This window comes from Pseudoalteromonas sp. OF5H-5 (assembly GCF_021530695.1).
GTDB lineage: Bacteria > Pseudomonadota > Gammaproteobacteria > Enterobacterales > Alteromonadaceae > Pseudoalteromonas.
Genome location: NZ_JAKGBF010000019.1, coordinates 14249 through 29272 on the forward strand (window position 1 = coordinate 14249; position 15024 = coordinate 29272).

Annotated in this window: 12 protein-coding genes and 1 tRNA gene; 5 read left to right on the forward strand and 8 right to left on the reverse strand. The window is 43.9% G+C overall.

The genetic code is table 11. The features are described 5' to 3' along the window. Window positions 1-21: 21 nt before the first annotated feature. From pnp to L1271_RS20995, 8 genes are all read right to left on the reverse strand, one after another. Window positions 22-2148, reverse strand: coding sequence for a polyribonucleotide nucleotidyltransferase (gene pnp / locus L1271_RS20960; protein WP_010370826.1), 2127 nt, complete (start codon window positions 2146-2148; stop codon window positions 22-24). 224 nt (window positions 2149-2372) lie between these two features. Continuing rightward, on the reverse strand, window positions 2373-2642 hold the full coding sequence (rpsO, locus tag L1271_RS20965) for a 30S ribosomal protein S15 (RefSeq protein ID WP_010370825.1): 270 nt from the start codon (window positions 2640-2642) through the stop codon (window positions 2373-2375). A gap of 105 nt (window positions 2643-2747) precedes the next feature. Then, the gene (gene truB, locus L1271_RS20970; protein WP_102056361.1) at window positions 2748-3695 is read right to left on the reverse strand and encodes a tRNA pseudouridine(55) synthase TruB; all 948 of its coding nucleotides are present in this window, start codon (window positions 3693-3695) and stop codon (window positions 2748-2750) included. Then, complete coding sequence (gene rbfA, locus L1271_RS20975) at window positions 3695-4099, reverse strand: 30S ribosome-binding factor RbfA (RefSeq protein WP_010370823.1); 405 nt, start codon at window positions 4097-4099, stop codon at window positions 3695-3697. Before rbfA ends, truB begins: the two co-directional genes overlap by 1 nt. A gap of 82 nt (window positions 4100-4181) precedes the next feature. Continuing rightward, window positions 4182-6869 (reverse strand): translation initiation factor IF-2, encoded by a 2688-nt coding sequence (infB, locus tag L1271_RS20980; RefSeq protein ID WP_010607871.1) that lies wholly within the window; start codon window positions 6867-6869, stop codon window positions 4182-4184. 25 nt (window positions 6870-6894) lie between these two features. Then, window positions 6895-8394: a transcription termination factor NusA gene (nusA, locus tag L1271_RS20985; RefSeq protein WP_010607870.1), complete on the reverse strand. Its 1500-nt coding sequence runs from the start codon at window positions 8392-8394 to the stop codon at window positions 6895-6897. 39 nt (window positions 8395-8433) lie between these two features. Beyond that, a complete protein-coding gene (gene rimP / locus L1271_RS20990) occupies window positions 8434-8889 on the reverse strand; it encodes a ribosome maturation factor RimP (RefSeq protein ID WP_010370818.1) in 456 nt (151 codons plus the stop codon). Window positions 8890-9159: 270 nt separating this feature from the next. Next, window positions 9160-9236: transfer RNA gene (locus L1271_RS20995), tRNA-Met, on the reverse strand. A gap of 731 nt (window positions 9237-9967) precedes the next feature. Here L1271_RS20995 and L1271_RS21000 point away from each other — a divergent pair. The 5 genes from L1271_RS21000 (at window position 9968) to L1271_RS21020 (ending at window position 15011) form a co-directional block, all read left to right on the forward strand. Further along, entirely contained in the window at window positions 9968-10747 is a 780-nt protein-coding gene (locus tag L1271_RS21000; protein ID WP_235368708.1) for a delta-class carbonic anhydrase, read from the forward strand. A gap of 209 nt (window positions 10748-10956) precedes the next feature. Further along, the gene (locus tag L1271_RS21005) at window positions 10957-11427 is read left to right on the forward strand and encodes a hypothetical protein (RefSeq protein WP_017217789.1); all 471 of its coding nucleotides are present in this window, start codon (window positions 10957-10959) and stop codon (window positions 11425-11427) included. Window positions 11428-11575: 148 nt separating this feature from the next. Continuing rightward, a complete protein-coding gene (locus L1271_RS21010; protein ID WP_010607867.1) occupies window positions 11576-12088 on the forward strand; it encodes a hypothetical protein in 513 nt (170 codons plus the stop codon). Between the two features lie 59 nt (window positions 12089-12147). After that, a complete protein-coding gene (locus tag L1271_RS21015) occupies window positions 12148-13452 on the forward strand; it encodes a DASH family cryptochrome (RefSeq protein WP_235368709.1) in 1305 nt (434 codons plus the stop codon). Beyond that, window positions 13452-15011, forward strand: a complete 1560-nt coding sequence (locus L1271_RS21020; protein ID WP_235368710.1) for a cryptochrome/photolyase family protein — start codon at window positions 13452-13454, stop codon at window positions 15009-15011. Before L1271_RS21015 ends, L1271_RS21020 begins: the two co-directional genes overlap by 1 nt. Window positions 15012-15024 lie beyond the last annotated feature (13 nt).

Genomic DNA, 15024 nt, shown 5'->3' on the forward strand with positions numbered 1-15024 from the left:
CTATGCAAAGCTTTGCAGAGATTACTCAGCGCCTTCTTCTTTAGGCTGCTCAGCTTTTTTCTCTTGTGCTTCTTTGATACTTAAGCGAACACGGCCTTGGCGGTCAACTTCAAGTACTTTAACTTTAACTTCTTGACCAACAGTTAAGTGATCTGAAACGTTATTTACGCGCTCTTCACTGATTTGTGAGATGTGCACTAGGCCATCTTTACCAGGAAGTACGTTTACAAACGCACCGAAGTCTACGATACGGATAACTTTACCAGTGTAAAGCGTACCAACTTCAAGTTCTGCTGTAAGCGCTTCGATACGTGAAATAGCAGCTTGTGCGCTATTACCATTCGTTGCAGCGATCTTGATAGTACCGTCGTCTTCAATTTCAATCGTTGTATCTGTTTCTTCAGTAAGCTGGCGAATTGTTGCACCACCTTTACCGATAACTTCAGCAATCTTCTTCGCAGGGATCTTCATAGTGTAGATACGTGGAGCGAACTCAGATAGCTCTTCAGAAGGTGCAGAAATCGCTTGGTCCATCACACCTAGGATGTGTAGACGCGCTGCTTTCGCTTGGCGAAGCGCGATCTGCATGATTTCTTTGGTGATACCTTCAATCTTGATATCCATTTGTAGTGCAGTTACACCGTTTGCTGTACCCGCTACTTTAAAGTCCATATCACCTAAGTGATCTTCATCACCAAGGATGTCAGAAAGTACAACGAAATCTTCGCCTTCTTTCACTAGACCCATCGCGATACCAGCAACTGACGCTTTAACTGGAACACCAGCGTTCATTAGCGCAAGTGAAGTACCACATACTGATGCCATTGAAGATGAACCGTTTGATTCAGTGATTTCAGATACTACACGTACTGAATATGGGAATTCAGCCAGTGTTGGCATTACTGCCGCAATACCACGCTTAGCTAGGTTACCGTGGCCGATTTCACGACGCTTAGGAGACCCTACAAAACCCGTTTCACCTACACAGAATGGAGGGAAGTTATAGTGAAGCATAAAGTGATGCTTGTGAGTACCAGTTAGGTCATCTAGCATCTGCGCGTCACGTTCAGTACCAAGGGTTGCTGTTACAAGTGCCTGAGTTTCACCACGAGTAAAGATTGCAGAACCGTGAGTACGTGGCAGTACACCCGTCATCACGTCTAGCGCACGAACCATATCTGGTTCACGACCGTCGATACGTTTTTCGCCAGCAATGATACGGCTACGTACAATTTTCTTCTCAAGTGAGCTGAATGTTTTACCTACCACTTGCTCGTCTAGTGACTCGCCTTCAGCAACTTCAGCGCCTAGCTTTTCAATGACTTCTGCTTTTGCTTCAGAAAGTGCTTCTTTACGTGCAACTTTGTCGGTAATACGGTAAGCATCACCTACTTTTTGCTCTGCAATTGCAGCGACTTTTTCAGCTAGTGTTAAATCTTTTTCAGGTGCTGTCCAATCCCATGCAGCTTTACCAGCTTCAGCGCGGAATTCTTCGATTGCTTTGATGATAGCTTGTGATTGCTCGTGACCATATACAACAGCGCCAAGCATTTCTTCTTCAGTTAACACTTCAGCTTCTGATTCAACCATTAGTACTGCGTTTTCAGTACCAGCAACAACTAGGTCAAGCTTACTTGTCTCTAGCTCTTTTAACGTAGGGTTAAGTACGTATTGACCATCGATGAAACCAACGCGCGCGGCACCTAGAGGGCCATTGAATGGAATGCCAGAGATAGCTAGCGCTGCTGAAGTACCAATCAAAGCAACGATATCTGGTTGGATCTCAGGGTTTACAGAAACCACTGTCGCGATAACCTGAACTTCGTTTACAAAGCCGTCTGGGAATAGAGGACGAATTGGACGGTCGATTAGACGAGCGGTTAGTGTTTCACCGTCTGAAGGACGACCTTCACGCTTCAAGAAACCACCAGGGATACGACCCGCAGCGTACATTTTTTCTTGGTAGTTAACCGTTAGTGGGAAAAAGTCTTGGCCAGGAGCCGCTTCTCTTCTTCCTACAACAGTAACAAGTACCGAAGTATCACCAATGCTTGCAAGTACTGCGCCGTCAGCTTGACGTGCGATAGCACCTGTCTCTAGAGTCACCGTGTGTTGACCTAGTTGAAATTCTTTAATAATTGCTTGCACAATATTTTCCTTACTAAATTGTTTTCAACGTCAACGGGGACCAATCACAGTCTTAAATAAACTCACCATAATTTACTTAAGCACTACAATTGGAAATCCGATTGACGCTTGTTTAAAAGTATTTTTAAACGGCTGTAAGTATACTGATAGAACAGCCACAAAAAAAGGGGCTAATTAGCCCCTTTTTTACTGTTGGATAAATTTCCAACAAGAAATCAAAAATATTAGCGACGTAGGCCAAGCTCTTTGATTAGTGCAGCATAACGGTCAACGCTCTTGCCTTTTAGGTAGTCAAGAAGGTTACGACGTTGGCTAACTTTACGTAGAAGACCACGACGTGAGTGGAAATCTTGCTTGTGGTTAGCGAAGTGACCTTGTAGCTTGTTGATGTCAGCAGTTAGAAGTGCAACTTGTACTTCTGGTGAACCTGTATCACCTTCTGCGCGTGCGAACTTTGCTACGATTTCTGCTTTTTCTTGATTGCTTAGTGACATAATAACTCCAAAATAAGTTTAGTAATGCTTCAGCCGATCACTAATTCAGCCAAAGCGGAAGCTGGCGGATTATACCAGCATAAACTCCCCTTGCATAGGAAGATTTTATTGTGATTCCGGCTGAGCGGAAGATAGCGCGCGTTTTGCTTTCAATAATCCTTGTGGATTACGCTCGCCAATCCCAACAAACTTACCATCAGCAACCACTTTAACAATACCGTCTGGTAAATTTTCGACAGCAACGGTTTGCCCATGACCAAAAGCAACGCCTTGCTCAGCACTAATATCAACAACGCTCAAATCGACCAAAGCGGTATCCATCGGCAACAATAATTCATCGAGATAAGTCGAAGGCGCAACTTCTTCCGCTTTTGCTTTCTCAAGTAACGCTTCTAACTCGACTAAGGTAATCATTTTGTCGCTAGGGTAATGACCAACTTCACTACGGTGTAACATAATGACATGCGCACCACAGCCAAGCTTTTCCCCCAAATCATCGACTATCGTACGAATATAAGTGCCCTTAGACACATGCACCGTCATTTGAATTTGTTGAGTTTGCTCGTCATATTCATCTAACGTAATACGATAAACATTAATCTTGCGACATTTTCGCGGTACTTCGATGCCTTCGCGGGCATATTTGTATAGCGGTTGGCCCTGATATTTGAGCGCCGAATACATCGAAGGGTACTGATCAGATACCCCCAAGAAGCTGGCAATTTCTTGCTCTAACTGCTCAAGTGTTACATTTACTGGTCGCGTTTCAACAATTTCACCATCAGAATCTGATGTCGTCGTGCGCTCACCCAGCTGCGCTCTCACCACGTAGGTTTTGTCAGTATCAAGCAAAAACTGGGTAAACTTAGTCGCTTCTCCAAAGCAAATTGGCAACATACCTGTTGCCAGCGGATCCAAAGCACCGGTGTGGCCCGCTTTTTGAGCGAAATAAATGCCCTTTGCTTGCTGTAGTGCTTTGTTAGAAGAAATACCTTGCGGTTTATTTAATAACAGAATGCCGTCGATCGCACGGCCTTTGGTGCGACGCGCCATTACTCTTCCTCTTGGTCTTTATCTCCAGACTCAGGACCACGCTTTGCGTTGTCTTCTCTGATCACAGAGTCAACCAAGTTAGAAATACGCATACCTTCCATTAGGGAGTTATCAATAACAAATTTAAGCTCAGGCATGATACGCGCACGGATACGCTTGCCAAGAAGCGAGCGGATATAACCGGTTGCTTCATTCAGAATAGCCGCACTTTGCTTAGTTTTGTCTTCATCACTCGTATTCAACACAGTAATGAATACTTTTGCATAAGAAAGATCGCGTGATACCTCAACAGCTGACACTGTTACCATACCCAATCTTGGATCTTTAATTTCGCGCTGTAGGATCACCGCAATTTCTTTTTGAATTTGCTGTGCTACGCGATCTGTACGAGAAAATTCTCTCATTTTCACCACTTAAAATTTCAAAATCTATGAGATCACAAATGGGGGCTAGTGCCCCCATCTCAAGTATTTTAATAACTTACAATTAAAGCGTACGCTCTACCTGTACAGTTTCAAATACTTCGATTTGGTCACCGACTTTAACGTCGTTGTAGTTCTTAACGCCGATACCACATTCCATACCGCTACGAACTTCAGCAACGTCATCTTTAAAGCGACGTAGTGACTCAAGCTCACCTTCGTAAATAACAACATTATCACGAAGTACACGGATTGGCGCACTACGTTTAACCACACCTTCAGTTACCATACAACCTGCAACAGCACCGATCTTAGGCGACTTGAACACGTCACGAACTTCAGCAAGACCAATGATCTCTTGCTTAAATTCTGGTGCAAGCATACCTGTCATTGCTTGTTTTACTTCTTCGATTAAGTTGTAGATAACGCTGTAGTAACGTAAGTCTAGGTTCTCAGTATCAATAACTTTACGTGCCGAAGCGTCCGCACGTACGTTAAAGCCAACCATAATAGCGTTAGAAGCCGCTGCAAGTGTTGCATCCGTTTCAGTAATACCACCAACACCAGAGCCTACGATCTTCACTTTAACTTCATCTGTAGACAGTTTAGTCAATGAATCAGCGATTGCTTCGATAGAACCTTGAACGTCTGCTTTCAGTACGATGTTCACTTCAGATACGTCGCCCTCAGTCATGTTAGAGAACATGTTCTCAAGCTTCGCTTTCTGCTGACGAGCAAGCTTCACTTCGCGGAACTTACCTTGACGGTATAGTGCCACTTCACGTGCTTTACGCTCATCACGAACTACTGTCGCTTCGTCACCAGCAGCTGGTACGCCAGAAAGACCTAAGATCTCTACTGGAATTGAAGGACCCGCTGATTTAATGTCTTTACCGTTTTCGTCTTTCATCGCGCGAACACGACCATATTCAAGACCGCAAAGTACGATATCACCTTGGTTTAGGGTACCTGATTGAACAAGTACAGAAGCGATTGGACCACGACCTTTATCAAGGCGAGATTCGATTACCACACCAGACGCCATGCCTTCTTTAGAAGCTTGTAATTCTAATAGCTCAGATTGCATTAAGATAGCTTCTAGTAGCTCATCAATACCAAGACCAGTCTTCGCTGAGATATGAACAAACTGCGTTTCACCACCCCAGTCTTCTGGGATTACATCTAGTTGAGCAAGCTCATTCTTAACGCGGTCAGGGTCAATACCCTCTTTATCCATTTTGTTCACAGCAACGATAAGTGGTACTTCGGCCGCTTTCGCGTGTTGTACCGCTTCTTTCGTCTGAGGCATTACACCATCGTCCGCTGCAACAACAAGTACAACGATGTCGGTTGCTTTCGCACCACGAGCACGCATCGACGTAAACGCCGCGTGTCCAGGAGTATCTAGGAAAGTGACCATGCCACTGTCCGTCTCAACATGGTAAGCACCGATATGCTGAGTAATACCACCGGCCTCGCCGTCAGCAACTTTTGCTTTACGAATGTAGTCAAGCGTTGACGTTTTACCGTGGTCAACGTGACCCATTACCGTTACTACCGGCGCTCGTGGCTCAAGAGAACCTTCTTCACTGCGGTCACTTAGTACTTTTTCTTCCAGCTCGTTTTCTTTCACTAGAATAACTTTGTGACCCATTTCTTCTGCCACTAGCTGCGCAGTTTCTTGATCGATAACTTGGTTAATGGTAACCATGTCACCCATCTTCATCATTGTCTTAACAACTTCAGCGCCTTTAACTGCCATACGAGAAGCAAGTTCTGCAACAGTGATAGTTTCACTGATACGTACTTCTTGTTTAACTTCTGCCGCTGGCTTTTGGAAACCATGCTGTAATGAAGTTGGCGCTTTTAAGCGACCTTTTTTGCCTTTCAGCCTCTTCGCATTCGCTTCTGCTGCTTCTTCTTTCGCACTTGGCTTTTTCTTCTTCTTACGACGTGCGCTTTTCTCTTCACGTGCGTCAGACTCATCTTCCGCTTCACGAGCGTAAGTAGAAGTTGTTAGGTGGTGATCAGCACTTTCTTCTCGACGAAGACGCTCTTCTTCTTCCGCCTTCCAACGTGCTTCGTTTTCTTCCGCTAGACGGCGAGCTTCTTCCGCTTGACGTTTCGCTTCTTCTTCTGCCTTTTTCAGGGCTGCTGCTTCTGCTTCTTGACGCAGACGCTCAGCTTCTTGACGTTCTTTAATTTGTTGCGCGCTATCCACTTCTTTACTCTGCTTATCTTTGGCTTGACGTTCAGCATCCGCTTGTCGCTTCGCCTCTTCTTTAGCTTTGCGCTCGGCTTCCTCATCGGCCTTGCGTTCCGCTTCTTCGCGCGCATTGCGCTCAGCTTCTACTTTGGCCTGTTGCTCTGCTTGTTGCTGAGCCATTAACTCTGCTTCTTTGCGCGCAGCTTCCTCTGCAGCTAAGCGTTCTTCCTCTCTCTGCTGCTCGATTGCGCTCTTTTTAACGTAAGTGCGCTTCTTACGGACTTCTACAGATACAGACTTTGCTTTACCAGATGAGTTAACACTTAACGTGCTTTTACTCTTACGCTGTAGAGTCATACGCTCAGGGCCGGTTGAACCAGTGCCACCGTGTTGCTTGCTTAGGTGATCAAGCAACGTCGCCTTTTCGGATTCAGTAACTTGGTCGCCCTCGGCTTTGGTGATCCCTGCATCTTTTAACTGTTGTAGTAATTTATCAACAGTTGTACCAATACTCTCGGCTAGTTTGTTAATGCTCACTTCTGCCATATGTGATGTTACCTCCGTTAATAAATTACTCTTCGCTGAACCAGCAAATGTTACGTGCAGCCATGATTAACTCACCAGCTTGCTCTTCTGATAACTCAGAAATTTCAACTAAGTCATCAATACCTTGCTCTGCAAGGTCTTCAAGTGTAACGATACCTTTGCTAGCAAAAACAAAAGCGGTATGACGCTCAAGTCCTTCAAGTGCTAGTAGGTCTTCTGCAGGTTCTGCATTTTCAAGACTTTCTTCATCGCGAAGTGCTTTCGTAGTCAGTGCATCTTTCGCACGGTTACGTAGCTCTTCAACGGTTTCTTCGTCTAGACCGTCGATTTCTAAAAATTCAGCTACTGGTACATAAGCCACCTCTTCAAGTGAAGAGAAACCTTCGTTAATCAGTAGTGTTGCAAAATCATCGTCGATGTCTAGATTTTCAGTGAATAGATTAACCAATTTATCTGATTCTTCCGAGCTCTTACGCTCCATCTCTTCCACTGTCATTACATTTAGTTCCCAACCAGTAAGTTGGCTAGCTAAACGTACGTTTTGACCATTACGACCAATCGCTTGCGCTAGGTTGTCAGCTTCAACTGCAATTTCCATCGTGCGCGTATCTTCATCCATTACGATTGAAGCTACTTCAGCCGGTGCCATTGCGTTGATTACGAACTGTGCTGGATTATCATCGTAAAGTACAATGTCAACACGCTCACCGCCAAGTTCTGAAGACACAGCTTGTACACGTGCGCCACGCATACCAACACATGCACCTACAGGGTCGATACGCTTGTCGTTTGATTTTACAGCGATTTTAGCACGAGAACCAGGGTCGCGTGCAGCACCTCTAAGTTCAATCATTTCTTCGCCGATTTCCGGAACTTCAATACGGAATAGTTCCATCAACATTTCAGGCTTAGAACGCGTAACAAATAGCTGAGCACCACGCGCTTCAGGCTTCACTTCGTAAAGTAGACCACGCACACGGTCACCCGGACGGAAGCTTTCACGTGGTAGCATGTCTTCACGGTAAATTACCGCTTCAGCATTGTTACCAAGGTCGATAACGATAGCGTCACGCGTTGCTTTTTTAACAACACCTGTCACTAGCTCGCCTTTTTGATCTTTATATGCATCAACAACTAATGCGCGCTCAGCTTCACGTACTTTTTGTACGATTACCTGTTTCGCCATCTGTGTGGTGATACGGTCAAATTTAATTGATTCGATCTGCTCTTCAACGTAATCACCTAATTGAACGTCAGGCTCATCAACTTGCGCCGCTTCAATAGTGATTTCCGCATATGGATTTTCTAGTGAACCGTCTTCTTGTGGTTCAACCGCTTTCCAACGACGAAAAGTATCGTACTCGCCCGTTTTACGGTCGATAGTAACGCGTACTTCGATCTCACCGCCGTGCTTCTTTTTTGTTGCTGTCGCTAGTGCGAACTCTAATGCTTCAAAAATCTTTTCTCTTGGGACCGCTTTTTCATTGGAAACAGCTTCTGCCACCAACAATATTTCTTTTGCCATAGGTAATGCCTCGCTTGCCCTTGTCCTTCGCACTCAAAGTTAGAATTTTGCGATGATATTGGCACGCTCAATGTTGCTTAACATCAGGATAAAGTCCTGAGCGTCAACTTTTAACGTGATCATATCGCCATTAACTGCTACTAAGTCGCCTTTAAAATTACGGCGACCTTCTTGCGGAAGTTTAGTACGCAAACGTACTTCCTCTCCCACTGCTGCTTCATAGTGAGCTTGTTTGAATAATGGTCTGTCAACACCAGGAGAAGATACTTCCAAACTATATTCGTTCGTAATCGGGTCTTCGACATCTAAAATTGCACTAACTTGACGACTCACTTCCGCACAGTCATCTACATTAATGCCGTTTTCATGATCGATATATACACGAAGTGTAGAATGACGACCAGCTTGCACAAACTCAAGACCGAGTAATTCAAAGCCACACGCAGCAACTGCAGGCTCCAACATTTCAGTCAAATCTTGCTCGAGTTTTGACACAGAACTCCTCCATACAAACAAAAAAAGGGCCTAAAGCCCCAAATCATAGCTGCTTGATCTTGGGCTCAGAATACACCTTGCGCCAGATACAACAACGCCCCGAACCAAGCGGGGCGTCACACGAATAACAAACTGTGTGGCCAAAGGCCGTGCTTGGTTTGCGAGCTATCTCAGCCAAATTAATCATCAACTTAAACAAAAAAGCCGATGCTTAAACGCAAAACGCGCATTACAAGGAATGCGCGAAATCAAAGAACTCAATCTTTAACTTGGTTGCGGGAGCCGGATTTGAACCGACGACCTTCGGGTTATGAGCCCGACGAGCTACCAGGCTGCTCCATCCCGCGCCAACACATAAAATTGTTTTACTTCTACTTTTCAAAGAAGTGGCAATCGGATTTGAACCGACGACCTTCGGCACTTTACCAAATCAAGCGCCCGACCATCTATCAAGCAACTCCATTCTACACCGAAACTTAAAATTGTTTTACTTCTACTTTTCAAAGAAGTGGAAGTCGGATTTGAACCGACGACCTTCGGCACTTCACAAAATCAAGCGCCCGACCATCTATCAAGCAACTTCATTCTACACCGAAACATAAAATTGTTTTACTTCTACTTTTCAAAGAAGTGGCAATCGGATTTGAACCGACGACCTTCGGCACTTTACCAAATCAAGCGCCCGACCATATATCAAGCAACTCCATTCTACACCGAAACATAAAATTGTTTTACTTCTACTTTTCAAAGAAGTGGCATCTAAAAAATGCCATTTTAATGGGCGATGTATTGCCCATGCTTAAAGCCAATTATACTGAAAAACGAAAGTTTCAGTTCGATTGACTAAATATGCTGCGTATTATAAAGACAGTATGCCTAGATAGCAACCTTGATTTAGAACTATCTTCTGACGTTTCAGCTCGTTGCTGAGATGTAATCAGGTATTTTACTTTTCACATACAACACCGTGATGCCCAACTCATCGGTCCAGTTTCGTCTCCTTCCATTTTTTGTAACAAAAAAGAAATATTTAATCCATAATTGGGGACAAGAAAATCACGAAAGAAAGGAAAACCAAATGAGAACGGTTATAAAACCAAGTAAATTGACAGCGCTGTCTATATTTAGCTTTGAAGCATTTGCAGCGCAATGCGAATCGGCAGGACCACAAACACCGAGAGATATTGATAGTTTGCAGGGTCACAACAAACGGGTTTTTGCTATGGCTCCACCAAAAGAAAAACTCAACCTATGTAACATCCATTTTCATAAAAATGCAGAACATAAAGCCAAAGACTTCTCTGTCGTTTCCAATGACCCAAAGTACGGCGGATTCCAATGTAATGCAACTGCAAGCCTCACCCCAGCAGAGCTTGCTCCTGTAGAAGATAAAGTATGTAACAACGTAAAGCCCGGCGATACGATTGAAGTACACTGGGTTCATAGCTCTTGTGATGTAAAACCGGGCCCGACCCTCGGTGCTTGCTTAAATGACAGCTGCGCCAACCCCGATCTACGCGTCGAAACTCAGGTGTTTTTAGTGGTTAATGATGAAAATGCGCAAGACTTCACTGAGCTTGATTATCAAGGCCAAGTTGGCGGTTACCATCAAGCAGGTGTTTTACCAAGTAATACAGGCACACCAGTTGAGTTTTTAGGTTCGACGACTGGACCTAGCTATAACAACCAACAGTGCTCACCTTTACATGTAAGTTGGAGTGTACGCCCAAGCTGTGCCAAAGTTGATATAAATAGTCTCGCGCGTTGGTGTAAAGACAATGCTTTTGAAGAGGACCATGCGCATGGCATTCGTAAACTCGTGACAGATCCACAGTTGCTTTCACCAATTAAGCACTAATATTTTTAAATCAATGTGGGCCGTTACTCAATCTCGGCCTACTATAGCTAGGTCCAGCATATTGAAATTCAATTGATTATTGCAACGTAAGAAAAAGCTCACAAAAAAATATTAAAAAGTCTCGCATTTTAAAAAAACAGCTATACTCAGACTTAGGCTATTTGTTTTTGAGCAAAGGATCCGCTCTTCATCAGTTTGAAGAGGCGTCTATGAGCATTACTCCCTATCAATATCAACTTTTAACTCAAACGCTTGCGAGTATTCGTCCGAATTTCCATGGCTTTTGCACTTCTTGGTACAACCAAATTCAACATTACGATTTGCGCATGCAAATTCCAACAAATGTGGGACAACTCATAATCTGGGAGCATCAAATATTTGATTTTGTTCAAAATTGTGTGATGCGTATCCCACAGCAGTCAAACTTATTACATTATCTGCAAAAACAACGCGGTACGCTGTTATTTATGGGAACGTCAGAAAAAGATATCAGTGTCTTGTTGTTTACCTTTACAGCAACGCTGAAAAGTCATCTTGGCAGGCATTTTACCACAGCAGCAAAAAACGCTTGGAACAAAGCACTGTTACTCATCGAAAATATGCTGCGCTTTGAATTATTCAAAAAAACCAATATTGTTGGTCTACAAGAGTTCAAAAGAGCGCAGCAACAAGCAAACTAACTTGAGCTGCTAAACGAAGAGACAACGGTAGCCACTAAACATTACTCTAAGATCAAAGTCATGCAGAGCTTACAAAACCAAACTCTGCGTGACTTCTGGCTCTCAGCTCTTTAGACTTTCACAAAATCTTTATATAGGAAGTGATAAAATGCTAAGAGCGATTGCCTTTGCGTCTACTATGGTCGTTTCACTTACCGCATGCGATATGCTGGAAGACTCTAAAGCCCAAATCGAGGCACAATATTTATCTGAACATCAAGAACTACAACAAGTGGTTGAGCAGATCCGTGATAAAGGAATTGAGTCAGTGCAAGCATCAGCAGAGGCTGGCAGTGTTGCAGCTTGCGTTGCAAATAATCTAGATGCCGATCCGATGGGCGCGCTTATTGCGGTTGAAGGCGCATTGCAAGACAGTGCAAATTTAAGCGACCTACTCAACTCTATTTCTCGCCTAAGCCAACAGGAAATTTCCATCGAACAATTTCCTGATTTGCTTCAGCAAGGTGCTGATACAGTTAGATATTTAAGAACTTTGCTCGAGCAGTATGATTTGGCGGAACTAAAACAGCAAGCGAGCCACTTACTTGAGCAAGGCCAAACCAAAACACAAGACGTTGGTGCTCACTTGCGTACACTTATAGAATCTTGCCAAACTAACTGAGCAATTTAGTTAATCGTTACGTATAGAGTCTTATTCGTTCATGACTGTTAAGAATAAACGTGAAAGTAGGACTCTATTTATTTGAAAACGACTGCCGCCTTAGTGATAACCCCGCACTTACAAAGCTGGCGTCTCTAGTTGATACACTTATCTGCATTTATCTACCCACTGTAAACCTTTGGACGGCTCGCAAAGCGCAGTGCTCAACTTCTTTTGCTGTCGAATGTTATCGCAATCAGACGCTCAACGCCTTGCATCAATCACTAACGTCACAACAACAGAAGCTGTATATGCTACGTAACACAGCTCAGCTCAAAGCACTGACTGAGATTATTCATACACAGCAGGTAACTCATATTGGCCGCGCAGCTCATCCAGGATTCGATGAACAAAAGCTTTGGTTAAAATTACAAGATAACTTTCCTTACATTCAATACGTTAGCGCTTATCCTAGTACGCTGTTTGAACCAGATACACTACCACTCAAAATCAGTGAGCTGCCACCGAGCTTTACGCCATTTCGCAAAGCTGTAGAGGAAATTGAACCTAAATCACCTATTGCAACCGCTACGCTTCCACCAAGACCGAATCGGGTTTTAGATTTAGCTGAATTTAAAGCAAACTCTTCATACAATATCAAAGTAGCCGCAGGCGAAGCGCAAGCCCAGCAACAGCTACAACAATACTTCCAAACGGATGCGGCTCTCAAATACAAAGAAACTCGAAACGCCTTGTTCGGTGATCATTTTTCCACTCGGTTTAGTCCAATACTTGCCTCTGGCGCTATCAGTCCTAGACAGATCAAGCAATCACTTACTCAATTTGAGGAGCAAAGAGGCGCAAATGAATCAACCTATTGGATTTGGTTTGAACTGTTGTGGCGTGAGTATTTTTATTGGTATGCCCTCAAACATCAACACACGCTATTTCGCTTTTCAGGCGTCAAAGCCAAAACACCAAAAACCAGTTTCTATCCAGAGCGCTTTTTAAAGTGGTGCCAAGGCCGAACACCCAGCGCACTGGTCAATGCCATTATGCACGAATTGACTAAAACTGGCTGGATTTCCAACAGAGCGAGACAAATAGCTGCGAGCTACTGTGTTAATGAGCTACAGCTAGATTGGCGCTACGGCGCCGCTTTTTTCGAGCAACATCTTATCGATTACGACGTCGCAGCGAACTGGGGTAATTGGCAGTATATCGCTGGTGTTGGAGCTGATCCTCGTGGTGGTCGCCGTTTCAATATCACAAAGCAACAAGCACTATTTGACCCAGATGGTGAATATATAAAATTATGGCAAGGAGAAGCCACTCTACAACTCGACAGCCAAGATCATGTTGGTTGGCCTTTGGAGGATAACTAATGACACAACAAAAGCCTCAATATAAAGGCCTCAGATTAATTCTTGGCGACCAACTCAACGCCAAGCATAGTTGGTTTGCTGACGATAAAGCTGAGTACCTTTATCTGATTGCAGAACTCAAACAAGAGGCCGACTACACCAAACATCATATACAAAAAGTATGCGCATTCTTCAAAGCCATGGAAAATTTCGCCATCGCACTGAATAAGGTAGGCTTTCATGTGCTACATCTCACCCTCGATGAGACTCAGGACTATTCTGATCTCCCCGCTTTAATTGCTCATTTATGTGATAAATATCAAGTGTCGAGCTTTGACTATCAACGACCTGATGAATATCGCTTACTGAAGCAAATGATGGAATTAACACTCGACCAGTTACAGGTTCGTTGCTATGACACAGAGCATTTTCTAGTCCCTTACGAAGAGTTGGATGATTATTTAACGCCAGGAAAACACACCACAATGGAGTTTTTTTATCGCAAGCTCAGGCGCCGTTTTAATGTATTAATGGACGACGGTGAACCGCTTGGCAAGCAATGGAATTTCGACAGTAAAAACCGTAATAAGCTCAAGTCAAAAGACATAGACGCTATCCCACAGCCGCTTTGTTTTGCCAACGATGTTAGTGACATTTTAAAGCGGATAAAACGGCATAAAGTGAAGACCATTGGTAACAGCGAAGAATCATTGCTGTGGCCGGCTAACCGTGCGCAAGCTCACGATCTTTTGGCCTTTTTCTGTGAACACCTATTGCCTTTATTCGGTCAATTTCAAGATGCAATGACCTGTAAAAGTGTCGATAAATGGACACTGTATCACTCACGACTCTCTTTTGCGTTGAATACAAAAATGCTTCACCCCAAACACGTTATCGATAGCGCGATAGCGGCTTACCAAGACAACTCACAAATTGATATTGCACAGATTGAGGGATTTGTTAGGCAAATATTGGGCTGGCGAGAGTATATCCGAGCCGTCTATTGGCTTAATATGCCGGACTACCGTCATAAAAATTACTTGCTTGCTCAGCGCAATTTGCCGGGCTATTTTTGGCATGGAAAAACGAAGATGCGCTGTTTAAGTGAAGCTATCAATCAAAGCCTTGATTATGCCTACGCTCACCACATTCAAAGATTAATGGTCACGGGAAACTTTTGTCTGCTAACCGGAATACACCCTGATCAAGTGGATGAATGGTATTTAGGTATATACATCGACGCCATTGAATGGGTAGAAATGCCAAACACCAGAGGCATGACACAATTTGCAGACCACGGCATAGTAGCAACCAAACCCTACGCTGCAAGCGGTAACTACATGCAAAAAATGAGTGATTATTGTCAGCATTGTCACTACGACGTCAAGCAAAAATCTAGTGATGATGCCTGCCCACTAAATAGCCTCTATTGGCATTTTATGCACCGCCATGAGGATAAGTTTACCAATAACCACCGTATTGGCATGATCTATCGAAATTGGCAAAAACAAGATGAGAAAACACGGCAAGAGGTGCTCGCAAGGGCTCAGTGGTGTTTAGATAACATCGAGCAACTTTAGGCTACGCTCGCAC